Below are 25,153 nucleotides of genomic sequence, written 5' to 3'. Positions count from 1 at the left end.
CCGGCGGTCCTGCCCCTCCGGCGGTCATGCGTCCGCCCAGGTCGGCCACATCACGCCGGGAGCCCGCCTACGATCTGCAGGCGTGGACTTTCCCGAGCTGGCCGCCCGTACCCGTCGGTTCAGCCACGGGGCGCCGCGCGCCGTGACCGTCGCGGGGGACGGCTCCCGGGTGCTCTTCCTGCGTTCGGCGGGACCGGAGAACCCGGCCGATGCGCTCTGGCTGCTCGACGTCGACACCGGCGCGGAGCGTCTGGTCGCCGACCCGGCGGTGTTGCTGGGCGCCGACGCCGAGCCGGCCCGCCTGGCGCCGGGCGAGCGGGCGCTGCGCGAACGGCAGCGGCTCAGTTCCGGCGGCATCGGCTCGTACGCGCTGGACGCCGCCGGGCGGGTGGCCGCGTTCGCGCTGGCCGGGCGACTGTTCCGGGCCGACCTGGTGCACGGCGACGTGATCGAGGTCGCCGCCGTCGGGCCGGTGATCGATCCGCGGCCCGACCCGACCGGCGAGCGGCTGGCCTACGTCACCGACACCGCCGAGGGCGTGCGCCGGGGCCAGCTCCGGGTGGTCGAGCCGGACGGCACGGACAACCTGCTCGCCGGCGAGGACAGCGGCGTGACCTGGGGGTTGGCCGAGCACATCGCGGCCGAGGAGTTCCACCGCCACCGGGGCTACTGGTGGGCGCCGGACGGGCGTTCGGTGCTGGCCGCCCGGGTGGACGAGTCCCGCCTGCCCCGCTGGTACCTGCACGACCCCGCCGAGCCGGCGAGCCCGCCGACGCCGCTGGCGTACCCGGTGGCGGGCGGCCCGAACGCGGAGGTGAGCCTGCACCTGCTCGACCTCGACGGCGGCTGGGTCGACGTGCACTGGGACCGGGAGACCTACCCCTACCTCAGCTCGGTCGAGTGGGCCGACGGCGGACCGCTGATCACCGTGCTGCGCCGCTCCCAGCAGCACGGCCTGGTGCTCGCGGTGGACCCACGCACCGGGGAGACGCAGGTGCACGCCGAACTGGCCGACCCGCGCTGGGTGGAACCGATCCCGGGCACCCCGGCGCACCTGCCCGACGGGCGGGTGCTGGTCGGCGGCGAGCTGGCCCACGACGGGTACGACGCCCGCTGCCTGTTCGCCGACGGCACGCTGCTCACCCCGCCCTCGCTGTACGTGCGGCGAGTCGTCGGGCGGCTGCCGGCCGGCCCGGGCACGGCGGCCGACCTGCTGGTGGAGGCGAGCGAGGGCGAACCGAGCCAGCGCCACCTCTACCGGGTGCGGACCGCGATCGGCGGCGGGATGGACGCCCGCCGGATGGGCAGCGACCCGGGCTGGCACACCGCCGCGATCGGCGGGTCCACGCTGGCGGTGGGCGTCGCCTCGCTGGAGCACGCCGGGGTCCGCTGGCGGGTGTGGCACGGCGACCGCGAGGTGGGCGAGCTGCGCTCGCTGGCCGCCACCAGCTCGTACGCCCCGCGGCCGACGCTGGTGCGGGTGACCGACCGGCGGCTGCCCAGCGCGGTGCTCTACCCCGGCGAACACGTCAAGGGCACCCGACTGCCGGTGCTGGTGGACATCTACGGCGGGCCCGGCCACCAGGAGGTGGTGGCGGCACGCGACGCCTGGCTGGAGCGGCAGTGGTGGGCCGACCAGGGCTTCGCGGTGGTGACCGTCGACAACCGGGGTACGCCGGGCATCGCGCCCTCGTTCGAGAAGGCGATCCACCGCCGGGTGGCCGACGTGATCCTGACCGATCAGGTGGACGCGCTGACCGCGCTCGCCGGCAAGCACCCCGACCTGGACCTGGGCCGGGTCGCGGTGCGCGGCTGGTCGTTCGGCGGCTGGTTGGCGGGGCTGGCGGTGCTGCGCCACCCGGAGCTGTTCCGGTGCGCGATCGTGGGCGCGCCGGTCACCGACTGGGCGTTGTACGACACCGCGTACAGCGAGCGTTACCTGGGCCTGCCGGAGGACGGCATGGACGTCTACGCCCACCACTCGCTCGTCGAGCTGGCCGCCGAACCGTTCGGCGACCCGGCCGAGGCGCGGCCGATGCTGCTGGTGCACGGCCTGGTCGACGACAACGTGCTGGCCGCGCACACGCTGCGGCTCTCGGCGGCGCTGCTGTCCACCGGCCGCCCGCACGCGGTGCTGCCGCTGCCGGGCGCGAGTCACCTCGCGGCCGGCGGCGTGTCCGAGCGCCTGCTCCGCCTGGAGCTGGATTTCCTCCGCCGCCACTTGTAAGGAGGGGCCCCCTGTTAACGCCTTCTGCATAGGAGGGGCCCCCTTTTAACAGCGAGTGTTAAAAGGGGCCCCTCCTTACCGGCGGGCCGGCGCTACTGCTTGACGTACGCGTTGACGAAGTTCGGGTAGCCGAAGACGGAGGAGATGAAGACGCCGCCGGCCTTGGAGCCGTGCACGTTGTACGCCACGTCGACGTAGAGCGGCACCACCGGCGCGTGCTCCTTCATGATCCGCTCGTCGAGCTTGCCCCACTCCGGGCCCTGGTCGGCCGGGGGCATGGCCAGGATCCGGTCCATCTCGGCGTTGATGGCGTCGTCGTTGAAGTAGGACTGGTTGCTGTTGCCCTCGGCCTTGATGGTGCGGCCGTCGTAGAGCACCGGCAGGATCGACGCGCCGCTCGGCCAGTCCGCGGCCCAGTTACCGATGTAGAGGTCCCAGGGGTTGTTCTTCTTCTTGACCTCGTCCAGCTTCGAGTCGTCCGGGATGTTCCGCACGGTGATCTTGAAGCCGGCCCGCTCCAGGTTGCCCTTGAGCTGGACCGCTTCCTGCTGCTCGGTGGTGTTGTCCGCGACGCCGAGGACCAGCGCGGGCGTCTGGCCGCCGAGCAGCTCCTTCGCCTTCTCCATGTTGCCGTTGGCGCCGGCCGGATAGGCGTCGTACGCCTTGTAGCCGATGGTCGACGGCGGCATCAGGGTGGTGATCGGCTGGGCGACGGTCTGGCCGCCGAGCGCCTTGACCAGACCCTCGCGGTCGATCGCGTAGTTGAGCGCCTGGCGGACCTTCAGGTCCTTGACCCGCTGGGTGTTGATCACGAGCTGGTTGGCGCTCGGGGTCGGCGACAGCAGGGTGCGAGACTTCAGCGCCGGGTCACCGGCCACCTTGGCGACCAGCGAGGCCGGCACCGAGTTGAAGGCCAGCGCGCCCTGGTCGGCGCCGTTGTCGGCGATCACCCGGTTGTTCGCGGCGTCCGCGGTCGGGCCGAAGCTCCAGACGAACTGGTCCGGGTACTGGTGGCGCACCGGGTCGGTCTTCGCGTCCCAGTTCGGGTTGCGGTCCAGGGTGAGCTGGACGCCCACCTGGTTCTTGGCGATCTTGTAGGGGCCGGACGAGAACGGCTTCTGGTCCAGGTTGACCCCGGTGTCCGCCTGCGGCTTCAGCGGGGCGGTGGTGGGCAGCGAGACCGCGAACGGCAGGTCGCAGCGCGGCTTGGCGAACTCGAAGCGCAGCGTCTTGTCGTCCGGCGTGGTCAGGCCGGGCGGCAGCGACGTCTTGTTCTTCTTGAAGTCCCACTTGGTGTCGAACTGCGGGGTGTCGGCCAGCCACTCCTGGATGTAGGTCGGGCCGCCGGTGAGGTCCGGGTCGAAGGAGCGGGCGATGCCGTACGCGATCTCCTTGGCGGTGATCGGGCTGCCGTCCTCGAACTTCACCCCGTCCTTGACCTTGAACTCCCAGACCTTGCAGTCGTTGTTGACGTTCGTGCCCGGGGTCTCGGCCAGGTCGCCCACCAGGACCAGGCCACCCTTGCCGTCGTCCTTCCAGGTGGTCAGGTAGCGGGCGAAGAGCGGGTTGGCCATCAGGCCGGCGAACGAGTACGTCCGCTGCGGGTCCAGGTGGGAGATGGGGGTCTCCCGGATGATGGTGAACGTCCCGCCCTTGGCCGCGCCGTCGATCTCGGCGGCCGGCCCCTGCGAGTCCTTGGGGTCGGTCGCGATGACTCCGGTCTGCTGCCGGTTGGTGTCCACCTTGGTGCCTTCGCCCGTGTTCTCCGAGCAGGCACCGAGTGCCACAACCAGTGCGATGGCACCGCCAGCGGCGGCCGCTGCGCGTGGTCGCATGTCCTACCTCCTCCACCCGTTCGCCGAGCGCATCCGCCGACGTCCCGAGGATCGTAAAGAAGAAAAACTACGAGTTGGGTAACAGTTGTCGATAAATTTCGTCGCGGTTCAGCCGAGCCGCACCCGCGGGTCGATCACCGCGTAGAGCAGGTCCACCACCACGTTCGCCAGCACCACGAAGACCGCCGCGATCAACACGGTCGCCATGATCGTCGGCAGGTCGCCGGAGCGGACCGCGTCGACAGCGGTACGCCCCATCCCGTTGAGACCGAACGTCGTCTCGGTGATCACCGTCCCGCCAAGCGCCCCGCCCACGTCCAGGCCGGCGATGGTCACCACCGGGGTGATCGCGGCCCGCAACGCATGCCGGCCGTAGACCGTGCGTTTGGCCAGCCCCTTGGCCCGCGCGGTGCGGACGAAGTCCTCCGACAGCGTCTCCAACATCTGCGCCCGGGACAGCCGGGCGTAGATGGCGGAGAAGAGGAAGGCGAGCGCCACCCAGGCCAGCACCAGCCCGCTGCTCCACTTCAACGGGTTGTCGAACAACGAGGTGTAGCTCGGCACCGGCAGCAATCGCAGGTTGTAGACGAAGACGATGAGCAGCACCGCGCCGACGAAGTAGAGCTGCAACGAGGCGCCGGTCAGCGAGAAGCCGATCGCCGCCCGGTCCAACCAACTGCCCCGGCGCAGCGCCGAGAGCATGCCGAGCCCGACCCCGAGCAGCAGCCACAGGACCGCCGCCGGGATGACGATGCTCAGCGTCACCGGCAGCACCCGGGCGATGGTGTCCGACACCGCCTCGTTGGAGACGTACGACCAGCCGAGGCAGGGCGCGTCGCAGCGGCCACCCTGGGCGCTGCCCAGATCCCGGCCGGTGACGATGCCCTTCATGTAGCCGGCGTACTGGCTGATCAGCGGGTCGCGCAGGCCCAGCTCCTGCCGTACCCGCTCCAGCCGCTCCGGGTTGCAGTTCTTCGGGCACATCCCGGTCACCGGGTCACGCGGCAGGGCGAAGAACATCAGGAAGCTGAGCACGCTGACCGCGAACAGGGTGAGCGCGGCCGAGAGCAGCCGGCGGACGAGGAAACGCGTCATGGGTCGGCCTCCTACCGGGACGACTTCGGGTCGAGCGCGTCGCGCAGCGCGTCGCCGAAGAGGTTGAAGGCGAGCACGAGCGCGAAGATCGTGATGCCGGGGAAGAAGACGTACGACGGATCGGTCTGCAGGTAGTCGAGGCTGCGGTAGATCATCCGCCCGAAGCTCGGCGTCTCGTCCGTCAGTCCGACGCCGATGAACGACAGCGCCGCCTCGCTGGTGATGTATTGCGGGACCGCGAGCGAGAAGGCGACCAGGATCGGCGCCCAGACGTTCGGCAGCAACTGGCGGAACAGCATGTGACCCAGCCCGGCGCCGCTGGCCCGGGCCGCCTCCACGAACTCGCGCTCGCGCAGCGCGATGATCTGACCCCGCACCAGCCGGGCCGTGCTGGTCCAGCCGAACAGCGCGAAGATCGCGATGAGCACACCGATCTGGAAGTACGCCGGGACGGCCTCCCGCTGGCCGTAGAAGCGCAGCGCCACGGTCGGCATCAGCGCCAGCGCGATGATCAGGAACGGCATCGCCAGGGTCAGGTCGGTGATCCAGTTGATCACCGAGTCCAGCCAGCCGCCGAGGTAGCCGGCGAGCGTACCCAGCGTCACGCCGATCACCGCGGTCAGCACGGCGGCGGCGAACGCGATGAACAGCGACGTCCGCAGCCCGTGCACCATCCGGATGAAGATGTCCCGACCGAGGCCGGGCTCCAACCCGAACCAGTGCTCGCCGGTGACGCCGCCGGCGTAGCCCAGCGGCATGCCGTAGCCGTCGAGGCGGCTCTGGAACTGCTCCTTCGGGCCCACCCCGTACAGCGCCTGGATCAGCGGGACGGCGAGCGCGACAAGCACGAAGAAGACGAGCAGCGCGCCGCTGACCATGGCGGTCCGGTCGCGTCGGAGCCGCGCCAGCGCGAGTTGACCGGGCGACCGGCCGACGAACTCCTTGTCCCGGCGTTCGTCGCCCTCACCGGAGGACTCGATCTCCGCGAGGGCCACGCCCTCGACCGGGGACAGGCTCATTCCGCCACCTCCTTCAGTTGCGGGGTGCCGCCGCCGACGGTCGCGGACGCACCGGCGTCGACCGGGTCGTTCTCGGGGTAGTGGCAGGCGGTGAGTTGGGTGCCGCCGTCGCGGGTGGTGAGTGCGGGTGTGTCGGTGGCGCAGTGGTCGGTGGCTTTCCAGCAGCGGGTGCGGAAGCGGCAGCCCGAGGGTGGGTCGAGGGGGGTGGGGACGTCGCCGGTGAGGCGGATGCGGCCGGCGGGTCCGAGGGTGGTGACGTCGGGGATGGCGGAGAGCAGGGCGCGGGTGTAGGGGTGCTGGGGGCGGGTGTAGATGGCGTCGCGGTCGCCGATCTCGACGATTTTTCCGAGGTACATGACGGCGACGCGGTGGCTGAAGTGGCGGATGACGGCGAGGTCGTGGGCGATGAACACGAAGGCCAGGTCGAGGTCGCGTTGCAGGTCGCGTAGCAGGTTGATGACCTGGGCCTGGATGGAGACGTCGAGGGCGGAGACGGGTTCGTCGGCGACGATGAGTTTCGGTTTCAGGGCCAGGGCGCGGGCGATGCCGATGCGTTGGCGTTGCCCGCCGGAGAACTCGTGGGGGTAGCGGTTGTAGTGCTCGGGGTTGAGTCCGACCAGTTCCAGCAGTTCCTGCACGCGGTGTTTGACGCCGCCGGGTGGGGTGATGTTGTTGACCTGCAACGGCATGGCCACGATCCGCCCGACGGTGTGCCGGGGGTTCAGCGACGCGTAGGGGTCCTGGAAGATGATCTGCAGGTCCTGCCGCAGACCGCGCAGGTCACGCCGCCCGGCGTGGGTGATGTCCCGGCCGGCGAACGTGATGCTGCCGGTGGTGGGTTCCAGCAGGCGCACCAGCATCCGCCCGGTGGTGGTCTTCCCGCACCCGGACTCTCCGACCAGGCCGAGGGTTTCGCCGGGGCGCACGTCGAAGTCCAGCCCGTCGACCGCCCGCACCGCCGCCTTGCCCCGCAGCCCTTGGCGGACCGGGAAGTGTTTGGTCAGCCCTCGCACACTCAGCAGCGGCTCGGTCTCGGTGCTCATCGGGCCACTCCCGTCTGGGCGACGTCCTGCCGATAGAGCCGGGTGCGTTGCTCTGCCGGCAGGTGGCAGGCCACCAGATGACCGGGCTGGCCGGCGTCGCGCAGTGCGGGCACCTCGGCGCGGGAACGGTCGCCGTTCACCTCGGCGTAGCGGCAACGCGGATGGAACGCGCACCCCGACGGCAGGTTGATCAACGACGGCGGGTTACCCGGAATGGGTACGAGGTCCGCGTCCGCGTCACCGTGCAGCGACGGCACGCTCGACAACAACCCCCACGTGTACGGGTGCTGCGGCGCCCGCAACACCTGCGCCACGCTGCCGCGCTCCACCGCCCGCCCCCCGTACATGACCAGCACGTCGTCGGCCACCTGGCTGACCACACCCAGGTCATGGGTGATCAGGATGATCGCCGAGCGGAACTCCTCCTGCAGATCACCGAGCAGATCCAGGATCTGCGCCTGCACCGTCACGTCCAACGCCGTGGTCGGCTCGTCGGCGATCAACAGATCCGGATCGTTCACCAGGGCCATCGCGATCATCGCCCGCTGCCGCATCCCACCGGAGAACTCATGCGGATACTGCTCGAACCGCCGCTCCGGCTGCGGGATCCCCACCCGCTGCAGCATGTCCACCGCCCGGGTGCGGGCCTCCCGCTTCCCCGCGCGCGGATGGTGCACCCGATACGCCTCGGCGATCTGCTTCCCCACCGTGTAGTACGGATGCAGCGCCGACAGCGGATCCTGGAAGATCATCGCCATGTCCCGACCCCGCAGCCGCCGCACCTCCTCCTCCGGCAGACCGACCAGCTGACGCCCACCCACCGAGATCTCCCCGGAGATCGACGCCCGCTTCGAATCGTGCAGACCCAGGATCGCCAACGACGTCACGCTCTTGCCCGAACCGGACTCCCCCACGATCCCGAGCGTGCGGCCACGCTCCACGGCGAACGACACCCCGTCCACGGCCCTGACCACACCGTCCTCGGTGTCGAACCGCACCCGCAGGTCGCTGACCTGGAGATAGGGCACCTCGCCGGGGCGCTGCTCCGGCACCTCGGGGCGGTCCGGCTCTCCGGACGGCACCAACTCCGACCTGCCCATGACCGCCTCCCCCTCAGTAGTGAAGAGAACCTACAGCAAATCTCTGGAGGCGAAAATAAGCTACAAAGCTCGGGCTGTCAGCGGTCAGAGCGTAACGACTCGGTTTCCGACCTGAACAGCCCTCACCTGGGACATTCACCGCCGCAACTGCGCATCGTCGTCTCGCCGTCGCACCCGAGGTGGGACCATGGTCGTGGCGACCACAGGAGGATTCCCGCCGACACGAGGTGGAGGTGACCATGACCGCGGCGGTGTTCGGCCACGACGGCCCGTGGACTGAAGAGAAGTACCTCGCCCTCGGCGAGACGCAGCAACGCGTCGAACTCTTCGACGGGAGCCTCCACGTGACACCGGCACCGACGCCACGGCACCAGCGGATCCAGCGGAACCTCGGCAACCTGCTCGAAGAGGCGGCGCGACGCGTGGGCCTGGAACTGTTGGAGACGGTGAACGTCCGGCTCAGGCCGGGCCGGATCCCCATCCCTGACCTGGTCGTCACCGCGCCGATCGACTTCGACGAGCCGATGGTCGAGGCGCGGGACGTGCGACTCGTCTGCGAGGTCATCTCACCGAGCAACGCGGCGACCGACAAGGTGCTCAAGATGCACTACTACGCCGCGTCCGGCATCGAGTGGTATCTGGTTGTCGAGCAGGAGGACGGCACCCTGCACCTCTACCGGCGACAGGGGCGGCACTACCGGGAGGTGTCGGTGACCAAGCCCGGCGACGCCCTGGAGCTGACCGAGCCCGTCCGGGCCACGATCCGGCCCGAGGACCTCGTCCCCTGACGGATGTCGGTGCGCTCGCCTAGGGTCGGGCGCATGGGATTCGACGCGGCGACCGCCGCCGTCCAGGCCGCCCTCGACGCGGGAGCCCGCTACGCGGACGCCCGGGTGATGCACCGTCGCTACGAGTCGATGTCGGCGCGCAACGGCGACGTCGAGGAGCTGGCCCAGCACGAGAGCATCGGGCTGGGGGTGCGTGCCCTGGTCGGCTCCGGTTGGGGCTTCCACGCCGTACCCGAGCTGTCCGACGCCGCGGCCCGCGACGCCGGCCGGCGCGCGGCGGCGATCGCGAAGGCGAGCGCGCGGGTCCCGGGCCCGCCGATCGACCTCGTGCCGGTCGACGCGGCGGTGGCGAGCTGGGCCTCCGACTGCGCGGTCGATCCGCTCGGGGTCCCGCTGTCCGACAAGGGCGACCTGCTGGTCGGCGCCACCGCGACGATGCGCGAGCACGGCGCCGATCTGGCCGAAGGGCTCTACCAGATCTGGGACACCACGAAGTGGTTCGTCTCCAGCGAGGGCCACCGGATCGACCAGCACATCCGGGAGTGCGGCGGGGGCATCTCGGCCACCTCGATCGGCGACGGCGAGACGCAGCGCCGGTCCTACCCGAGCTACCGCGGGCAGTACGGCACCACCGGTTGGGAGCTGGTCACCTCGCTCGACCTGGCCGCGCACGCCGCCCGGATCGCCGAGGAGTCCCGCGAGCTGCTCACCGCCCCGGAGTGCCCGGCCGGCGAGACCGACCTGATCCTCGGCGGCGAGCAGCTCGCGCTGCAGATCCACGAGTCCGTCGGGCACGCCATCGAGCTGGACCGCATCCTCGGCTGGGAGGCGGCCTTCGCCGGCACCTCGTGGCTCGACCTGGCCCGCCTCGGTTCGCTGCGTTACGGCTCCGAGCTGATGAACGTGACCATCGACCCGACCATCCCCGGCGCGCTGGGCAGCTTCGGCTTCGACGACGAGGGCTCCCCGGCGGTCGCCCGGGACGCGGTCCGCGAGGGGCGGTGGGTCGGCGTGCTCGCCGGCCGGGACTCGGCCGCCGTCGCCGGTCTGGGCTACGGCGGCAGCGTACGCGCCGACGGCTGGGCCCGGCTGCCGATGGTGCGGATGACGAACGTGGGCCTGGAACCGGGTCCGCACACGCTCGACGAGATCATCGCGGCCACCGACGACGGAGTGCTGATGGACGTCAACCGCTCCTGGTCGATCGACGACAAGCGGCTCAACTTCCAGTTCGGCTGCGAGGTCGGCTGGGAGGTGCGCAACGGCCGGCGGGGGCGGATGCTGCGCAACCCGACCTACACCGGCATCGGGCCGATCTTCTGGCGCTCGATGGACATGCTCTCCTCGGAGACGGTCGCCTGGGGCACGCCCAACTGCGGCAAGGGGCAGCCCGGCCAGATCGGGCACACCGGCCACCCGGCCGCGCCGGCCCGGTTCCGCGGCGTCCGAGTGGGGGTGCGCGCATGAGCGAGGGCCGTGAGCGCGTGCCCGGTGGGCACGGCATGAGCGGTGACGAGCGGGACCTCGCGGGTCGGGTGCTGGAGCTGGTCCGGCGGGTGGCCGGGTCGGCCGCCCAGGCGGAGGTCCTGGTGACCCGCTCCGACCTGGCCCTGACCCGGTTCGCCAACTCGTTCATCCACCAGAACGTGGCCGAGACCGGCATCACCGTGCAGCTGCGACTGCACGTCGACGGCCGGACGGCCGCGGGCGGCGGTAGCCGGGTCGACCCGGACGGGCTGACCGCGCTGGTCGAGCGGACCCGGGCGGCGGCCCGGCTGGCCCCACCCGACCCGGCCTGGCCGGGGCTGACCGCGCCGGCGCCCACGCCCACCGGCCGGCCCGTCGACGAGGCGACCGCGTTCGCGTCGCCCGACGAGCGGGCCGCCCGGGTACGCGCGTTCGTGGACGCGGTCGAAGGGCTGGAGGCAGCCGGTTACTGCCGCACCTCCTACCGGTCCGGGGCGTTCGCCAACTCGGCCGGGCATTCGGCGGTGGGCCGGGCGGCCGAGGCGACCATGGACGGCATCGCCCGCGCCGGCGGCGCGGACGGGGTGGCCCGGCACAGCGCCGACCGTCTGGCCGACCTGGACGGCGCCGCGCTCGGCGCCCGCGCGGCGGCCAAGGCGCGGGCCGCGACCGACCCGGTCGAGTTGCCGCCCGGGCGCTACGAGGTGGTGCTGGAGCCGGCCGCCGTGGCCGACCTGCTGCAGAACCTCGCCTGGTACGGCTTCAACGGCAAGCGGTACGCCGAACGCCAGTCCTTCGCCGAGCCGGGCGCGGCGCAGTTCGACCCGGCGGTGACGCTGGTGGACGATCCGCTGCACGCCTCGACGCTGCCGTTCGACCTGGAGGGCACGGCCCGGCGGGCGCTGCCCCTGGTGGAGGCCGGCACCACCGGAGCGGTGGCGCACGACCGGCGCAGCGGCGCCGAGGTGGGCGCCGGTTCCACCGGGCACGGCATGCCCGGCGGGTCGACGTTCGGCCCGATCCCGCGCAACGTACGCCTGCTGCCGGCGGACCGGGCGGCGGACGCGGCCGGCGGCGGCGCGGCGGGGGCGGTGGGCGCGGGGGTGACGGGCGCGGTGGGCGACCCGGACACCGCAGCCCTGGTCGCCGGCGTGCGGCGTGGGTTGCTGGTCAGCGACTTCTGGTACACGCGAGTGCTGGATCCGAAGCAGTTGGTGGTCACCGGTCTGACCCGCAACGGCGTCTGGCTCGTCGAGGACGGCGTGCCCACCCGGGCGGTACGCGACTTCCGGTTCACCGAGTCCTACCCGCGTGCGCTGGGGCCGGGGCGGGTGCTCGGCCTGGGCCGGTCACCGGTCCGCCAGCCGGACCGGTCCGACGGGTCCTGGTGGGAGGCGCCGGCGGTGCGGCTGTCCTCGTGGAACTTCACCGGTGGCGCGTCCGGCTGACCGGTCGGCCCGCGCCGGCGACCGGTCGGCGCGCCGCTCGCCGCGTCACGCATATTGATCATGATTCGGGTCTTTCCAACCAGCGGGACACACGGGACACTGCGTTGCGCGGCCGGGCCGTGAAGATCGGCGTAACGTGTGTCACTTGACCGCGCCGGTTCGCGGCGTGGTCGTGCGTGCGCAATGACGGGGTAGTGACGTCAGGGAGAATCGAATGACATCAACGGCAACGAGGCCGCGGGGTGTGCGGGCGCGTGCCGCCATCGCGGCGAAGACGTTGCGGACCGACCGCTGGTGGCTCGCGCCACTGCTCACCGTGGTCGGGCTCAGCGCCTGGGTCATCTACGCGACCGTCCGGGTGTTCATGCACGACTTCTACTGGGTCGCCGAATACCACTACCTGACGCCGTTCTACTCCCCCTGCGTGACCGAGCGGTGCGTCGAGGGCGCCTCGCACTTCGGCAGCTTCCTGCCCGGCTGGTGGATCATCCCGGATGCGGCGCTGACCCTGCCGTTCCTGCTGCTGTTCCGGCTGACCTGCTACTACTACCGCAAGGCCTACTACCGGTCGTTCTGGCTGTCGCCGCCGGCCTGCGCGGTGCCGGACGGTCACGAGAGCTACAGCGGTGAGACCCGCTTCCCGCTGCTCGGGCAGAACCTGCACCGTTACTTCTTCTACGCCGCCGCGATCATCTCGCTGATCAACACCTGGGACGCGATCTACGCCTTCCACTCGCCGAAGGGCTTCGGCTTCGGTCTGGGCAACGTCATCCTGCTGATCAACGTGGTGATGCTCTGGGCGTACACAATCTCCTGCCACTCCTGCCGGCACATCATCGGCGGCCGGCTCAAGCACTTCTCCAAGCATCCGGTGCGATACAAGGCGTGGACCGGGGTGTCCTGGTTGAACACCCGGCACATGCTGCTCGCCTGGATCACCCTGGGCACCCTGGCACTCACCGACTTCTACGTGATGGCGCTGGCGGCCGGCTGGTTCCCCGACCCGCGATTCATCAACTGAAGGCCCCTGACATGACTGAGACGCGAATCGAACGACACCACTACGACGTCGTCGTGATCGGGGCCGGTGGCGCCGGCCTGCGCGCGGCGATCGAGGCCCGGCTGGCCGGCAAGAAGACCGCGATCATCTCGAAGTCGCTGTTCGGCAAGGCGCACACCGTGATGGCCGAGGGTGGCGCCGCCGCCGCGATGGGCAACGTGAACTCGCGGGACAACTGGCAGGTGCACTTCCGGGACACCATGCGCGGCGGCAAGTTCCTCAACAACTTCCGGATGGCCGAGCTGCACGCCAAGGAGTCGCCGCAGCGGATCTGGGAGCTGGAGACGTACGGCGCGCTCTTCGACCGGACCAAGGACGGCAAGATCTCGCAGCGCAACTTCGGCGGTCACGAGTACCCGCGCCTGGCGCACGTCGGCGACCGGACCGGCCTGGAGTTGATCCGCACGCTCCAGCAGAAGATCGTCTCCCTCCAGCAGGAGGACAAGCGCGAGTTCGGCAGCTACGACGCGCGGATCCGGGTCTTCTCCGAGACCACGATCACCGAGTTGCTGCTGGACGGCGACCGGGTGGCGGGCGCGTTCGGCTACTACCGGGAGTCCGGCGAGTTCATCCTCTTCGAGGCGCCGGCCGTGGTGCTGGCCACCGGCGGCGTCGGCCGGTCCTACAAGGTCACCTCGAACTCGTGGGAGTACACCGGGGACGGTCACGCGCTGGCGCTGCGCGCCGGGGCCACGCTGATCAACATGGAGTTCCTCCAGTTCCACCCGACCGGCATGGTCTGGCCGCCCTCGGTGAAGGGCATCCTGGTCACCGAGTCGGTGCGCGGCGACGGCGGCGTGCTGAAGAACTCCGACGGCAAGCGGTTCATGTTCGACTACGTCCCCGACGTCTTCCGCAAGCAGTACGCGGAGACCGAGGAGGAGGCGGACCGCTGGTACACCGACCCGGACAACAACCGGCGTCCGCCGGAGCTGCTGCCCCGCGACGAGGTCGCCCGGGCGATCAACAGCGAGGTCAAGGCCGGTCGGGGTACGCCGGCCGGCGGCGTCTACCTGGACATCGCGTCCCGCAGGTCGGCGGAGGAGATCCGTCGCCGGCTGCCCTCGATGTACCACCAGTTCAAGGAGCTGGCCGACGTCGACATCACCAAGGAGCCGATGGAGGTCGGCCCGACCTGTCACTACGTGATGGGTGGTGTCGAGGTGGACCCGGACACCGGCGCGGCGGCGGGCACGGTCCGCGGGCTCTTCGCCGCCGGTGAGGTCTCCGGCGGCATGCACGGCTCCAACCGGCTCGGCGGCAACTCCCTCTCCGACCTGCTGGTCTTCGGCAAGCGGGCGGGCGGCCACGCCGCGACGTACGCCGATCAGCTCGGCGCGCGCCCGGCGGTGTCGGTGGCGGCGGTGGAGGCCGCGGTGGAGACGGCGCTGGCGCCGTTGCAGCGCGACACCGGCGAGAACCCCTACCAGCTCCAGCAGGACCTCCAGGTGGTGATGGGCGATCTGGTCGGCATCATCAGGCGCGAGGGCGAGCTGGCCGACGCGCTGGGCCGGCTGGCGGAGTTGCGGGAGCGGGTGGCGAAGGTGAGCGCGGTCGGCGGTCGCCGTTACAACCCGGGCTGGCACCTGGCGCTCGACCTGCGCAACATGCTGGTGGTCTCGGAGTGCACCGCGAAGGCGGCGCTGGAGCGGCAGGAGTCGCGTGGCGGGCACACCCGGGAGGACTACCCGGCGATGGACCCGGCGTGGCGTCGGGTCAACCTGGTCTGCGCGCTCGACGGCGACGCGGTCCGGCTCACCCACAAGCCGCTGCCGAAGATGCGGCCCGAGTTGATCGGGCTCTTCGACCGGGCGGAGCTGTCCAAGTACCTGACCGACGAGGAGCTCGCCGAGTTCGACGCCCTCACCGAGGAGGCGAGCAACTGATGGGAAGTAAGCGACAGTTCCGCATCTGGCGGGGCGACGAGACCGGCGGCGACCTCCAGGACTACACGGTCGAGGTGAACGAGGGCGAGGTCGTCCTCGACGTCATCCACCGCCTCCAGGCCACCGAGGCGCCGGACCTGGCGTGCCGGTGGAACTGCAAGGCGGGCAAGTGCGGCTCCTGCTCGATGGAGATCAACGGCAAGCCGCGGCTGGGCTGCATGACGCGGATGTCGACGTTCGAGGAGGCGGAGACCGTCACGGTCACCCCGCTGCGCACCTTCCCGGTGATCCGGGACCTGGTCACCGACGTCTCGTTCAACTACGAGAAGGCCCGGGAGACGCCGGCGTTCGCGCCCCCGGCGGACGTGGCGCCCGGCGACTACCGGATGCAGCAGATCGACGTCGAGCGGTCGCAGGAGTTCCGCAAGTGCATCGAGTGCTTCCTGTGCCAGAACGTCTGCCACGTGATCCGTGACCACGACGAGAACAAGCCGGCGTTCTCCGGTCCCCGGTTCTTCATCCGGGCCTCGGAGCTGGACATGCACCCGCTCGACACGCGCACCGACCGCAAGGAGTACGCGCAGTCGGAGATGGGGCTCGGCTTCTGCAACATCACCAAGTGCTGCACCGAGGTCTGCCCCGAGCACATCAAGATCACCGACAACGGGATCATCCCCATGAAGGAGCGGGTCGTCGACCGCAGGTACGATCCCCTTGTGTGGCTCGGTAACAAGATCTTCCGGAGGGGTCAGGTGCCTCAGACCAGCGCGACCAGCGGGCATTCCAGCGGTGCGGTGACCAGCGGCGCGGCCCACGGCGGGGTGCACTCGCACGCCGGCGGCTCGCACGACAGCGGCGCCGAGCGCCAGGCCCAGCAGGGCGTCAACTGGCAGCGGGAGGTGCCGCACCCGACGGCGCCGGCGGTCGACTCCAGCGGCAAGCTGCCGCTGACCGAGCTGACCTTCGACCGGGCCGCCGCGCCGTCGCCGTTCGGCGACGACGTGGAGTTCCCGCTGCCGGCCGAGCATCTCAACTTCGCCCACCCGCAGCAGGACGAACCCAAGCACTGAGCAGCGGCGCGACGATGACGGGGGCCAGCGGCACACGCCGCCGGCCCTCGTCCCGTTTCCGGCCGGCTGTCCGGTTCGCCGGCGGCTCGACGCCGCTCGGCGGCAACGCGCCGGGCCGGCGCGGCTCAGGAGGCGGCGGGCCCGAGCGACCCGGCTCAGGGGGCGGCGAGCAGCGGGCGCAGCGCGGGCACGATCGGCACGTCGGCCGGCAGCCAGTCGACGCTGTCCAGCTCGGTCGCGGAGAGCCAGCGCAGATCGGCGTGCTCCAGGGCGGTCGGCTGGTCGCCGTGGAGCAGACGGGCCGCGTAGACCCGCAGGACGGACCGGCCGTGGGCCATCCGCACGTCCCGGCCGACCCGCGCGCCGACAGCGACCCGGACGCCCAACTCCTCGGCGCACTCGCGAGCCAGCGCGTCGGTCTCGGTCTCCCCCGGCTCGACCTTGCCGCCGGGGAACTCCCAGCGGCCCGCCACCTCGGGAGGCGCCGCGCGTTCACAGGCGAGGACCCGGCCGGCCACGATGATCGCCGCTCCGACGACCACCCTCGGCTCACGCCGGTCGGCCTGCCCACTCCCGCTAAACCGTTCGGTCCGCACGGGCCACCAGCGTGCCAGATCAATCGGCGGTTTGGGTAGCTGAGTCGGCCATCAGGCCAGCAGAACACGGAAGTGTGGGCGTGGACACACCTTCCGTGCGACGACAGACTAGAGGGCGTCGACTGGGACACGGGATGGCGACGATTTGGCCACAAGCCGGCAACGACGCCTGGGAGGTGCGGTGATGCGCGTGCTGTTCAGCAGCCGGGCGAAGCACGACTACCTCAGCGACGCGCTCGCTCTGCTGTCCGGATGGACGCGGGAGGGTGAGCAGATCCGCCGCACGCTCGTCCTCGACGACACCCAGCACGCCGCGCTCACCGAGCGGGTGGCCGTGGTGGCCGACGCGCTGCGGCTGCGCCCGGAGATCAGCCGCCGGGCCGACCGGACCCAGATCCGGCTCGGGCACGACGACGGCGAGCCGCTCACCGAGGGCGAGGTCCTGCTGGCGGCGCGCATCGAGGACGCGGTCCGGGCGGTCACCGAGCACTGACCGCTGGCGCGGCTGTCCTACCGTCGTGGTCATGTCTGGCCCGACGTACGACCGCAAGGAACAGTTCCAGCAGATCCAGAGTGGCCTGCTGCCCGGTGAACAGATCGTCGCCGTCTACGACGCGATCGGCACCGGCACCGGCTTCATCGGCCTGACCGACCGGCGGGTGATCGTCCAGGACCGCTCCTTCGTCGGCAAGAAGTTCGCCATCACGAGCATCCCGTACTCGAAGATCACCAGCGTGAGCGTGGTGAGCAACAAGTCCTGGGGCGGCTCGTTCTTCTCCACCGGGGCGATCGCCGTGCACGTCGGCACCCACTCCTACGAGGTGGAGTTCCGGGGCGCGGACAAGGCCCACCACGTGCACAACGTGATCCTGCACCACATCTCCTGAGCGGGCTGGCACAATCGCCGCCATGCGGGGGCTGATCGCACGTGGGCGTGCCTGGCGCGCCACCCACCGGCGGGCCGTACGCCTGGCCCGCCGGCTCGTCCTGGTCGCCGCGGCCGGCGTTTTGGCACTGGCCGTGGTGACCGCGGCCAGCGCGGCCTGGATCCGCGGCGACGCCCGGGGGCGCGTGTTCAACGCCGCCGACGTGCCGGAGGCGCCGGTGGCGCTGGTGCTCGGCGCCAAGGTGGAGGCCGACGGCACGCCGTCGCCGTTCCTGGCCGCCCGGCTGGAGATCGCCCGGCAGCTGTTCGACTCCGGCAAGGTCAAGGTGGTGCTGGTCTCCGGCGACCACATGGACTGGGACTACGACGAGCCGGACGCGATGCGCCGCTGGCTGGTCGAGCGGGGCGTGCCGGCGGAGAAGATCGTGCTCGACCACGCCGGCTTCGACACCTACGACTCGTGCGCCCGGGCCCGACGGATCTTCGGCGTGCGGCGGGCCACCGTTGTCACCCAGTCGTTCCACCTGCCGCGCGCGGTGGCGCTCTGCCGGGAACTCGGCATCGAGACCAACGGCGTCGGTGACGACACCGTCCGCCGGTTCGCCCAGCAGTGGCGGATCAGCACCACCCGGGAGTACGGCGCCGGGGTGAAGGCCGCGGTGGACGTGCTCTCCGGGCGCGACCCGGTGCACCTCGGTCACCGGGAGACCGCTGTGGACGACGCCCTGCGGGCCGGCTGAGGCGCGGTAATCCGGTTGTCCACCGGGGACGGTGGCTGGTCTGCTGGCGTGATGTCCGTCTTCGACGATCCCGGCCACTTCGGCCGGCTCTGGGCCGCGAACTACGACGGCCCCGGCAATCCCGACCCCGCACCGGCCGTCGACTTCCTCGCGCCCCTGGCCGAGGGCGGTCCGGTGCTCGAACTGGCCGTCGGCACCGGCCGGGTGGCCCTGCCGCTGGCCGCCCGCGGCCTGACCGTGGAGGGCGTGGAGGCGTCCCCGGAGATGGTGGCGCGGCTGCGCGCCAAGCCGGGCGGCGAGCACATGCCGGTCGCCATCGGCGACATGGCCGACGTACCGGTGTCCGGGCCGTACCGTCTGGTCTTCCTGGTCTTCAACACGCTGTTCAACCTGGTCGACGCGGAGCGTCAGGCCGACTGCTTCCGCAACGTCGCCCGCGTGCTGGCCCCCGGCGGGGCATTCGTGATCGAGACGTACGTGCCCGACCCGGCGAACTTCGACCGGGACGAGCAGGTCCAGGTGCGGGAGGTGACCGAGGATTCGGCCACCATCCGGATGCACCGCTACGACCGGGCGGCGCAGACGTTCGTGCGGCAGACGATCACGTTCGACGCCGACGGCGTGCACCTGCACCCGTTCGCGATGCGCTACGCCTGGCCGGAGCAGATCGACGAGATGGCGGAACGGGCCGGCCTTCGCCTCACCGAGCGGTACGCCGACTGGGACCGCACCCCGTTCGACACGGAGAGCCGCGCGCACATCTCCGTCTACCGGCTCGGATAACGTTCCCGTCGATGACCGTGACCATTGCCGCGATGACCGACGCGCACGCCGACGCCGTGCTGGACATCTACCGCCTCGGCATCGCCGAGGGCAACGCCACGTTCGAGACCGAGCCGCCCGACTGGGAGCGGTTCACCGCGGCTCGGCTGCCCGGGCAGCGGTGGGTGGCGCTCGACCCGACCGGGCGGGTGCTGGGCTGGGTGGCGTGCTCGGCGGTCTCCGACCGCTGCGTCTACGCCGGCGTGGTCGAGCACTCCGTCTACGTGCACCCCGAGGCACGGGGACGCGGCGTCGGCCGGCTCCTGCTGGACGCGTTGATCGCCTCGACCGAGGCGGCCGGCGTCTGGACCATCCAGTCCGGTGTGTTCCCGGAGAACACCGCGAGCCTGGCCCTGCACGCGGCCCGCGGGTTCCGGGTCGTCGGCACCCGGGAGCGGATCGGCCGGCACCACGGGGTCTGGCGGGACGTCACGCTCATCGAACGGCGCAGCCCCCGGATCCGCTGACGCGGACCGGGGGCTTCGCGCCGGTTTCAGCGGGACTCGCGGGTGAACAGTCGCCTGGACCAGAGATACCCGCCGAGCGCGACGGCGGCGCACCAGCCGAGCGCGACCCAACCGTCGTTGCCGATCGGCTCCTCCATCAGCAGCCCGCGCAGGCTCTCGATGATCGGGGTGAACGGCTGGTACTCGGCGAACCAGCGCAGGCCGGCCGGCATCGAGTCGGTGGGCACGAACCCGCTGCCGAGGAACGGCAGCAGGATCAGCGGCATCGGCAGATTGCTCGCGGTCTCCACGCTCTCGCTCACCTGGCCGAGCGCGACGGCCAGCCAGACCAGCGCGAACGTGACGGCCGCGAGGAGGCCGACCGCGCCCAGCCAACCGGCCGGCCCGGCGGTGGGCCGGAAGCCGACCAGCAGCGCCACGCCGATCACCACGGCCAGGCTGATCGCTGCCTGGATCATGCTGCCGAGCACGTGGCCGGTCAGCACCGAGACCCGGGCGATGTGCATGGTGCGGAACCGGGCGATGATGCCCTCGGTCATGTCCATGGCGATCGAGATCGCGGTGCCCTGGACCGTCGCCGCCACGGTCATCAGGATGATCGCGGGGGCGACGTAGTTGGCGTATTCGGCGCGCCCGCCGCCGCTCCCCAACCCGGCGCCCAGCGTGCCGCCCAGCACGTAGACGAAGAGCAGCAGGAACACCACGGGCATCCCGACCAGCATCACGGTCATCGACGGGTAGCGCAGCATCCGCCGGAGGTTGCGGCGCAGCATCGTCACCGAGTCGCGCAGCGGGTGGAAACGCAGGTCGGCCTGGATCGGGATGCTCATGACGTGGTCACCTTCCGGTCGGTGAGGGCGAGGAAGACGTCGTCGAGGTCGGGGGTGTGCACGGACAGCTCGTCGACCTCGACGCCCCGGTCGTCGAGCCGGCCGATCAGCGCCTTCAACGAGCGCAGGCTGCCGTCGCCGGGCACCCGCAGGGCGAGCGCGTCGGTGTCACGCGTGGCCCGGTCGAGCACCCGTACGGCCGCGTCGAGAGCCTGCGGGTCGGCGAACCGCAACCGGACGTGCCCGCCGGGGATGCGGCGCTTCAACTCGTCGGGGGTGCCCTCGGCGACCACCCGGCCACGGTCCAGGACCGCGATCCGGTCGGCCAGCTCGTCCGCCTCCTCCAGGTACTGCGTGGTCAGGAAGATGGTGACGCCCCCGGCCACCAGGTCGCGGACGATCTGCCACATGTCGCGCCGGCTGCGCGGGTCCAGCCCGGTGGTCGGCTCGTCCAGGAAGATCACGCGCGGGCTGCCGACCAGGGTCATCGCCAGGTCGAGACGCCGCAGCATGCCGCCGGAGTAGGTCGACGCCGGCTTGCCGGCCGCCTCGGTGAGGCCGAACCGTTCGAGCAGCCCGGCGGCGCGCCGCCGGCCCTCCTCCCGGGGCAGGTGGTGCAGGTCCGCCATCAGCCGCAGGTTCTCCGCGCCGGTGAGCAGCTTGTCCACTGCGGAGAACTGCCCGGTGACGCCGATCGCGGCGCGTACCGCGTCCGGTTCGCGGGTCAGGTCGTGCCCGGCGACCCGCACCTCGCCGCCGTCGGCCGCGAGCAGGGTGGACAGGATCTTGACGGTGGTGGTCTTTCCCGCGCCGTTCGCGCCGAGCAGCGAGAAGACCGTCCCCTCGGGTACGCGCAGGTCGATGCCGTCGAGCACGACGTGGTCGCCGAACGACTTCCGGAGCCCGGTGACGGCGATCTGATTCGTGGTCATGGTGCCCTCCTCAGGACCGGTGGACGGTGATGTCGCCGTAGGAGGTGCGGCCGCGCACCTCGACGGTCTGCTCGGCCCCGCCCGGCCGGGCGGTGCTCTCCAGCCGGTTGTGCACCTGGCCGAAGCCGGTGTTCACCTCCAGCCACGCGGCGGTGCCCTGGGCCACGCCGATGTCCAGATCGCCCATGGCGGTGCCGAGCACGACCGAGCCGCGTACCACCTCGCCGACGCGGATGCCGCCGTTGGAGGTCTTCGCGTCGACGTCCGCACCGGCGCGGGCCACCTCGACGGCGCCGTTGGCGTTGCGTACCCGCACGTCGCCGGTGGCCGCGTCGATAGTGGTGTCGCCGTTGGAGTTCTTGACCGCCACCGCGCCCTCGACCCGGCCGACCTGGACGGTGCCGGAGCCGGTGGAGATCTCCGCGTCGCCGTCGACGCCGTCGACCGTGACGCGGCCGACGCCGGTGTGCAGGCGCAGCGGCCCGGTCTGCTCCAGCCGGACGTTGCCGGTGGTCTTGACCCGGGTCTCACCGAGCCGGCCGGTGGCGACGACGTCGCCCATCAGCAGGTGCGCGGAGAGACGGGAGTCGCTCGGCAGGTCGATGGAGACGTCCACCGACCTGCTCTTCTTCGAGAAGTCGAAGGCGCGCCTCGGGCCGGTGACCTGGAGCGCGCCGTTGGCGAAGTCGACGCGTACCTGCGCGGCGGCCTGCACGTCGGACTCGTCGTCGCCGTTGCTGGGGCGGACCTCGACCACGGTGTCGGCGCGGTCGCCAGCGGCGATCCGCACCGAGGCGACGCCGAGGTCCATCGTGACGGAGATCGATTCGGGAGTGTCGAAAACAGGCATGGTTGTCCCCGCATCCTGGGTGGGTGGGTCGTCCCCGCAGGTCAGGGGGACGTGAGAGGAGAAGTGGTGCGGCGCGGTGCGGTCAGTGCACCCAGCCGGTGAACCGCTGCTGGGACCGCCGGCCGCTGTGGGGCGGCTCGGGGCGCGCATCCCGGTCGCCGCCGCGCAGGCCGGCGGCGGCGGCCCGGACCAGCCAGGCGTTCACCGAACGCCCCTCGGTGGCTGCGGCCTCCTCGACCGCGGCCTTGAGCTGCTCGGGCATCCGGACGTTGATCCGGGCGACCGGGCCGTCCTCGGCGATCGGCAGGTCGATGTCGGGCGCCGCGCCCACCTCGGGCGCGGCGGGGAGCGGTTCGGCGGACGGCACCGTCACGACGAAGTCCGGGTCGCGGCCGCGTAGGCGCAGCTCCACCGAACCCGGCGCCAACTCCCGGGTGATCTCGTCGGCGGCGGCCGACAGCGCGTCCAGCAGCGTCATCCGGATCGCCGATTCCAGCGGTCCGGTCAGGCGCTCGACCAGCGCACGCGATTCTTCACCGCCGGCTTCGGCGAGGGCGGCGAACTCCCGCCCGAGGTTGCTCACATACGAGGTCAAGTCCATGGCACTACTGTGGCACACACCGTGGCACCACCGCAAGCCTTAATGGCATCACTTTGGCACACGCTTACCTTCTTTTCTGCATCACCGCTGCTCAGGCGTCATATCAGGATGGCACCACCGTGCTGCCATTGGTGCCATCGCCAGCCCGCCCGCCCGAAGCGGGCGCCATGTCCGTGCCACCTTTCGAGCTGATATCACCAACGACTCAGGCCGCATTCGCTCGGCAATCCTGTGTGGCGGGCCGTGGCTACACTGACGCCTCTAAATCCCTGCTCGGCAACGGAAGCGGAGGCGCGATGGGTAACCCGCTGTTGGACGTCGAGGATGCGCGGGAACGCCTGGAGGCATGGCAGGCCAATGCCTCGCGCCGGGCCGCCGACACGCAGGCCGCCAGTGCCGGCTTGCGCGCGCTGCGGGTCACGGCCACCGACGCCTCCGGGGGCGTCGAGGTCACCGTCGACTCCACGGGGGCGTTGGCCGACGTCCGGCTCTCTGCGCGGGTGCAGCGCATGAGCCTGGAGCAGACGCAGCAGGCGATCATGGGCGCCTATCGAAACGCGCGGGTCAAGCTCGCCGAGGCCGCCGCCGAGGTCGTGCGGGAGACGGTCGGCACCGACTCGGCGACCGGCCGGGCCCTGCTGGCCGGATTCCGGACCGCCGACACCGAGGACGAAGAGGGGCGTTACTGATGTACGGGGGGTTCGAGGTCGACATCGAGGCCCTGCGCGCGCACGCCGCGGCCATGTTGGCCATTCACGACCGCTTCGCCGCCGTCAAGGCCGCGAGCGGCACCATCTTCCAGGCCGACGATGCCTACGGGCAGCTCTGCCAGTTCTTCCCGCCCATCCTGGAGGGACGCCACCGGGACCAGGACAGGGGCGTGGAGATACTCGCCGAGAACATCGAGCTGCTCGCCGCGGGAATCAAGAAAACCGCCGACGCCTACCAGCGGGCCGAGGAGTCGACCACCGACGGCTTCAAGTCCTTCCACTCCGCGGCCTGAGCCGCCCCGGCGTCCTCTCATGAGCAACCCACTGGTCGCCACGACCTCCGACATCCCTTCGACCAGCGCCGCGCACCGCGACGGCTGGACCGGCCTGCCGCTCGCGGACGACTACAAGGGCATCAAGGACGCCATCGACTCCGGCAGCTGGATCGACGGATCGATCGCGGGCATGGGCGCCGCTCTCGACGCGGCGGCCATCGCCATCGACCCGTTCAGCACGCTCCTGTCGATGGGCATCGAGTGGGCCATCGAGCAGGTCGAGCCACTGAAGCAGGCACTCGACTGGCTCGCCGGTGATCCCGAGACCATCGAGACGCACGCCATGACCTGGGACAACATGGCCAATGAGCTGTTCTCCATCGCCGAGGACCTCAAGGCGCGGCTGGTCGGCGACCTCGACGGATGGCAGGGCGCCGCCGCCGACGCCTACCGCGACATGCTCGCCGTCAACATCGACGTCGCCGGGATCTTCGCGGGCACGGCCGCCGGCATGGGTGCCGCGACCCGTGGCGCGGGAACCCTGGTGCAGATCGTGCGGGAGTTCGTGCGCGCCTTCGTCGCCGACTGCATCGCCAAGGTCGTGGTGTGGCTGGCCGAGGAGGTCTTCTCGCTCGGCGTCGCCACACCACTGGTCGCCTCCCAGCTCGCGGTCGCCGTCGTCCGCTGGACCGGCCGCATCTTCGGCTGGCTGATGGGCCTGATCGCCAGCCTCTCCGCCCTCCGCGCACTTCTCGACGTCTAGGCGGCCCTCGATGCGACAACTCGTGGCGGTTCTGCGGACCATCGCCGTCCTGGTGGTCCTGTTCGCTGTGGCGGGCCTCCACAAGCACCCCTCAGGCCCCACCCCACCGCACGGCGGTGGCGACGACGGCCCCAAGCGTCCCAAGTTCAACCCCGGAATGATGCCCAAGCGCGTGGGACCAGCCCAGCAGCACGGCATCAAGCGCGCCCAGGAGGAGGGCCGCCCGAAGGACGCCGACACATCCGAGCTCGAGGCGCCCAAGAGGACCAACCCCTGGGACGACCCCGACTTCGCCGACGCCAGGTACGACATGCGCCGCTTCGGTCAGATGGGCGACGGGGCGATGGACAAGATCTGGGACGGCGACGGCCTGGGCAATGGCAACCACAAGCCTTCGTCCACCCAGCCCGGCAAGACGCTCTTCCCGCCCGGCACCACCAAGGCGCAGGTCGAGGGCTGGTTCAAGAGCATCGCCACCAACCCCGACAGCCGCCCTCAGCCACGTCCCCACGGCGACGGCTGGGTCGTCACCGGTACCCGCGACGGCATCACCTGCGTCGTTATCCTGGACAAGGACGGCAGCATCTCCGGTGGCTACCCCGTCAGCGGCGAGGGCGTCACCACCAATCCGGCCTAGCCACCG

Annotated in this window: 26 protein-coding genes; 16 read left to right on the top strand and 10 right to left on the bottom strand. The window is 71.2% G+C overall.

From position 1 onward, the window contains the following. The first annotated feature begins 82 nt into the window (after positions 1–82). On the top strand, positions 83–2,227 hold the full coding sequence (locus O7598_RS03905) for a S9 family peptidase (protein ID WP_269690055.1): 2,145 nt from the start codon (positions 83–85) through the stop codon (positions 2,225–2,227). Between the two features lie 92 nt (positions 2,228–2,319). On the opposite strand, the gene O7598_RS03900 is transcribed toward O7598_RS03905, so the two are convergent. The 5 genes from O7598_RS03900 to O7598_RS03880 all read right to left on the bottom strand — a co-directional run bounded on the left by O7598_RS03900 (position 2,320) and on the right by O7598_RS03880 (position 8,319). Then, on the bottom strand, positions 2,320–3,969 hold the full coding sequence (locus tag O7598_RS03900) for an ABC transporter substrate-binding protein (protein WP_269690054.1): 1,650 nt from the start codon (positions 3,967–3,969) through the stop codon (positions 2,320–2,322). A 201-nt stretch (positions 3,970–4,170) separates the two neighbouring features. Continuing rightward, positions 4,171–5,157: an ABC transporter permease gene (locus O7598_RS03895; RefSeq protein WP_269690053.1), complete on the bottom strand. Its 987-nt coding sequence runs from the start codon at positions 5,155–5,157 to the stop codon at positions 4,171–4,173. Between the two features lie 11 nt (positions 5,158–5,168). Then, positions 5,169–6,176: an ABC transporter permease gene (locus O7598_RS03890; RefSeq protein WP_269690052.1), complete on the bottom strand. Its 1,008-nt coding sequence runs from the start codon at positions 6,174–6,176 to the stop codon at positions 5,169–5,171. Beyond that, positions 6,173–7,219: an ABC transporter ATP-binding protein gene (locus tag O7598_RS03885; RefSeq protein ID WP_269690051.1), complete on the bottom strand. Its 1,047-nt coding sequence runs from the start codon at positions 7,217–7,219 to the stop codon at positions 6,173–6,175. The genes O7598_RS03890 and O7598_RS03885 overlap by 4 nt, the downstream gene beginning before the upstream one ends. After that, positions 7,216–8,319 carry an ABC transporter ATP-binding protein gene (locus O7598_RS03880; RefSeq protein WP_269690050.1) on the bottom strand — a complete coding sequence of 368 codons (1,104 nt, stop codon included), beginning with the start codon at positions 8,317–8,319 and terminating at the stop codon, positions 7,216–7,218. The genes O7598_RS03885 and O7598_RS03880 overlap by 4 nt, the downstream gene beginning before the upstream one ends. Before the next feature lie 239 nt (positions 8,320–8,558). Between O7598_RS03880 and O7598_RS03875 the strand changes: the two genes are divergently transcribed. The 6 genes from O7598_RS03875 to O7598_RS03850 all read left to right on the top strand — a co-directional run bounded on the left by O7598_RS03875 (position 8,559) and on the right by O7598_RS03850 (position 16,038). Continuing rightward, positions 8,559–9,107 (top strand): Uma2 family endonuclease, encoded by a 549-nt coding sequence (locus O7598_RS03875; protein ID WP_269690049.1) that lies wholly within the window; start codon positions 8,559–8,561, stop codon positions 9,105–9,107. Positions 9,108–9,140: 33 nt separating this feature from the next. Beyond that, entirely contained in the window at positions 9,141–10,574 is a 1,434-nt protein-coding gene (locus O7598_RS03870) for a TldD/PmbA family protein (RefSeq protein ID WP_269690048.1), read from the top strand. A 35-nt stretch (positions 10,575–10,609) separates the two neighbouring features. Then, positions 10,610–12,022, top strand: coding sequence for a TldD/PmbA family protein (locus O7598_RS03865; RefSeq protein ID WP_269694724.1), 1,413 nt, complete (start codon positions 10,610–10,612; stop codon positions 12,020–12,022). Between the two features lie 214 nt (positions 12,023–12,236). Further along, on the top strand, positions 12,237–13,043 hold the full coding sequence (locus tag O7598_RS03860; RefSeq protein WP_269690047.1) for a hypothetical protein: 807 nt from the start codon (positions 12,237–12,239) through the stop codon (positions 13,041–13,043). Between the two features lie 11 nt (positions 13,044–13,054). Then, positions 13,055–14,968, top strand: a complete 1,914-nt coding sequence (locus tag O7598_RS03855; protein WP_269690046.1) for a fumarate reductase/succinate dehydrogenase flavoprotein subunit — start codon at positions 13,055–13,057, stop codon at positions 14,966–14,968. After that, positions 14,968–16,038 (top strand): succinate dehydrogenase/fumarate reductase iron-sulfur subunit, encoded by a 1,071-nt coding sequence (locus O7598_RS03850; protein WP_269690045.1) that lies wholly within the window; start codon positions 14,968–14,970, stop codon positions 16,036–16,038. The genes O7598_RS03855 and O7598_RS03850 overlap by 1 nt, the downstream gene beginning before the upstream one ends. A 155-nt stretch (positions 16,039–16,193) precedes the next feature. Here the strand turns inward: O7598_RS03850 and O7598_RS03845 are convergent, their stop codons facing one another. Then, on the bottom strand, positions 16,194–16,580 hold the full coding sequence (locus O7598_RS03845; RefSeq protein WP_269690044.1) for a (deoxy)nucleoside triphosphate pyrophosphohydrolase: 387 nt from the start codon (positions 16,578–16,580) through the stop codon (positions 16,194–16,196). Positions 16,581–16,818: 238 nt separating this feature from the next. Here O7598_RS03845 and O7598_RS03840 point away from each other — a divergent pair, with 238 nt between their 5' ends. The 5 genes from O7598_RS03840 to O7598_RS03820 are packed head-to-tail and all read left to right on the top strand — an operon-like array spanning position 16,819 to position 19,549. Continuing rightward, complete coding sequence (locus tag O7598_RS03840; RefSeq protein WP_091071967.1) at positions 16,819–17,127, top strand: 4a-hydroxytetrahydrobiopterin dehydratase; 309 nt, start codon at positions 16,819–16,821, stop codon at positions 17,125–17,127. 31 nt (positions 17,128–17,158) lie between these two features. Beyond that, entirely contained in the window at positions 17,159–17,521 is a 363-nt protein-coding gene (locus tag O7598_RS03835) for a PH domain-containing protein (protein ID WP_091071970.1), read from the top strand. Between the two features lie 22 nt (positions 17,522–17,543). Beyond that, positions 17,544–18,260 (top strand): SanA/YdcF family protein, encoded by a 717-nt coding sequence (locus O7598_RS03830; RefSeq protein ID WP_269690043.1) that lies wholly within the window; start codon positions 17,544–17,546, stop codon positions 18,258–18,260. Positions 18,261–18,311: 51 nt separating this feature from the next. Next, entirely contained in the window at positions 18,312–19,043 is a 732-nt protein-coding gene (locus O7598_RS03825) for a class I SAM-dependent methyltransferase (RefSeq protein ID WP_269690042.1), read from the top strand. Between the two features lie 11 nt (positions 19,044–19,054). Beyond that, positions 19,055–19,549: a GNAT family N-acetyltransferase gene (locus O7598_RS03820; RefSeq protein WP_269690041.1), complete on the top strand. Its 495-nt coding sequence runs from the start codon at positions 19,055–19,057 to the stop codon at positions 19,547–19,549. Between the two features lie 26 nt (positions 19,550–19,575). On the opposite strand, the gene O7598_RS03815 is transcribed toward O7598_RS03820, so the two are convergent. The 4 genes from O7598_RS03815 to O7598_RS03800 all read right to left on the bottom strand — a co-directional run bounded on the left by O7598_RS03815 (position 19,576) and on the right by O7598_RS03800 (position 22,762). Next, positions 19,576–20,379 (bottom strand): ABC transporter permease, encoded by an 804-nt coding sequence (locus O7598_RS03815; RefSeq protein ID WP_269690040.1) that lies wholly within the window; start codon positions 20,377–20,379, stop codon positions 19,576–19,578. Then, complete coding sequence (locus O7598_RS03810; protein ID WP_269690039.1) at positions 20,376–21,311, bottom strand: ATP-binding cassette domain-containing protein; 936 nt, start codon at positions 21,309–21,311, stop codon at positions 20,376–20,378. The genes O7598_RS03815 and O7598_RS03810 overlap by 4 nt, the downstream gene beginning before the upstream one ends. Positions 21,312–21,321: 10 nt before the next feature. Further along, positions 21,322–22,161, bottom strand: a complete 840-nt coding sequence (locus O7598_RS03805; protein ID WP_269690038.1) for a DUF4097 family beta strand repeat-containing protein — start codon at positions 22,159–22,161, stop codon at positions 21,322–21,324. A gap of 82 nt (positions 22,162–22,243) precedes the next feature. Then, on the bottom strand, positions 22,244–22,762 hold the full coding sequence (locus O7598_RS03800) for a ribbon-helix-helix protein, CopG family (protein WP_269690037.1): 519 nt from the start codon (positions 22,760–22,762) through the stop codon (positions 22,244–22,246). Positions 22,763–23,058: 296 nt separating this feature from the next. Between O7598_RS03800 and O7598_RS03795 the strand changes: the two genes are divergently transcribed. From O7598_RS03795 to O7598_RS03780, 4 genes are read left to right on the top strand one after another with little or no spacing between them, the layout of a single operon-like run. Next, positions 23,059–23,451, top strand: a complete 393-nt coding sequence (locus O7598_RS03795) for a YbaB/EbfC family nucleoid-associated protein (RefSeq protein ID WP_269690036.1) — start codon at positions 23,059–23,061, stop codon at positions 23,449–23,451. Next, on the top strand, positions 23,451–23,765 hold the full coding sequence (locus O7598_RS03790) for a type VII secretion target (RefSeq protein WP_269690035.1): 315 nt from the start codon (positions 23,451–23,453) through the stop codon (positions 23,763–23,765). Before O7598_RS03795 ends, O7598_RS03790 begins: the two co-directional genes overlap by 1 nt. Before the next feature lie 19 nt (positions 23,766–23,784). Beyond that, positions 23,785–24,510, top strand: a complete 726-nt coding sequence (locus tag O7598_RS03785; protein ID WP_269690034.1) for a WXG100 family type VII secretion target — start codon at positions 23,785–23,787, stop codon at positions 24,508–24,510. Between the two features lie 10 nt (positions 24,511–24,520). Then, a complete protein-coding gene (locus tag O7598_RS03780) occupies positions 24,521–25,147 on the top strand; it encodes an EndoU domain-containing protein (RefSeq protein WP_269690033.1) in 627 nt (208 codons plus the stop codon). Positions 25,148–25,153: the final 6 nt, after the last annotated feature.

This window comes from Micromonospora sp. WMMC241, assembly GCF_027460165.1.
Lineage (GTDB): Bacteria > Actinomycetota > Actinomycetes > Mycobacteriales > Micromonosporaceae > Micromonospora > Micromonospora humi.
This window is presented reverse-complemented; position numbering and strand designations above follow the sequence as displayed.

Bases quoted from the DNA above. Each gene is read 5' to 3' on its own strand.
- O7598_RS03795 (WP_269690036.1), top strand. From the start codon at position 23,059: ATGGGTAACCCGCTGTTGGACGTCGAGGATGCGCGGGAACGCCTGGAG.
- O7598_RS03840 (WP_091071967.1), top strand. From the start codon at position 16,819: ATGCGCGTGCTGTTCAGCAGCCGGGCGAAGCACGACTACCTCAGCGAC.
- O7598_RS03865 (WP_269694724.1), top strand. From the start codon at position 10,610: ATGAGCGGTGACGAGCGGGACCTCGCGGGTCGGGTGCTGGAGCTGGTC.
- O7598_RS03860 (WP_269690047.1), top strand. From the start codon at position 12,237: ATGACATCAACGGCAACGAGGCCGCGGGGTGTGCGGGCGCGTGCCGCC.
- O7598_RS03880 (WP_269690050.1), bottom strand. From the start codon at position 8,319: ATGGGCAGGTCGGAGTTGGTGCCGTCCGGAGAGCCGGACCGCCCCGAG.
- O7598_RS03895 (WP_269690053.1), bottom strand. From the start codon at position 5,157: ATGACGCGTTTCCTCGTCCGCCGGCTGCTCTCGGCCGCGCTCACCCTG.
- O7598_RS03875 (WP_269690049.1), top strand. From the start codon at position 8,559: ATGACCGCGGCGGTGTTCGGCCACGACGGCCCGTGGACTGAAGAGAAG.
- O7598_RS03835 (WP_091071970.1), top strand. From the start codon at position 17,159: ATGTCTGGCCCGACGTACGACCGCAAGGAACAGTTCCAGCAGATCCAG.
- O7598_RS03855 (WP_269690046.1), top strand. From the start codon at position 13,055: ATGACTGAGACGCGAATCGAACGACACCACTACGACGTCGTCGTGATC.
- O7598_RS03780 (WP_269690033.1), top strand. From the start codon at position 24,521: ATGCGACAACTCGTGGCGGTTCTGCGGACCATCGCCGTCCTGGTGGTC.
- O7598_RS03870 (WP_269690048.1), top strand. From the start codon at position 9,141: ATGGGATTCGACGCGGCGACCGCCGCCGTCCAGGCCGCCCTCGACGCG.
- O7598_RS03800 (WP_269690037.1), bottom strand. From the start codon at position 22,762: ATGGACTTGACCTCGTATGTGAGCAACCTCGGGCGGGAGTTCGCCGCC.
- O7598_RS03820 (WP_269690041.1), top strand. From the start codon at position 19,055: ATGACCGTGACCATTGCCGCGATGACCGACGCGCACGCCGACGCCGTG.
- O7598_RS03810 (WP_269690039.1), bottom strand. From the start codon at position 21,311: ATGACCACGAATCAGATCGCCGTCACCGGGCTCCGGAAGTCGTTCGGC.
- O7598_RS03815 (WP_269690040.1), bottom strand. From the start codon at position 20,379: ATGAGCATCCCGATCCAGGCCGACCTGCGTTTCCACCCGCTGCGCGAC.
- O7598_RS03785 (WP_269690034.1), top strand. From the start codon at position 23,785: ATGAGCAACCCACTGGTCGCCACGACCTCCGACATCCCTTCGACCAGC.
- O7598_RS03885 (WP_269690051.1), bottom strand. From the start codon at position 7,219: ATGAGCACCGAGACCGAGCCGCTGCTGAGTGTGCGAGGGCTGACCAAA.
- O7598_RS03850 (WP_269690045.1), top strand. From the start codon at position 14,968: ATGGGAAGTAAGCGACAGTTCCGCATCTGGCGGGGCGACGAGACCGGC.
- O7598_RS03890 (WP_269690052.1), bottom strand. From the start codon at position 6,176: ATGAGCCTGTCCCCGGTCGAGGGCGTGGCCCTCGCGGAGATCGAGTCC.
- O7598_RS03830 (WP_269690043.1), top strand. From the start codon at position 17,544: ATGCGGGGGCTGATCGCACGTGGGCGTGCCTGGCGCGCCACCCACCGG.
- O7598_RS03805 (WP_269690038.1), bottom strand. From the start codon at position 22,161: ATGCCTGTTTTCGACACTCCCGAATCGATCTCCGTCACGATGGACCTC.
- O7598_RS03825 (WP_269690042.1), top strand. From the start codon at position 18,312: ATGTCCGTCTTCGACGATCCCGGCCACTTCGGCCGGCTCTGGGCCGCG.
- O7598_RS03790 (WP_269690035.1), top strand. From the start codon at position 23,451: ATGTACGGGGGGTTCGAGGTCGACATCGAGGCCCTGCGCGCGCACGCC.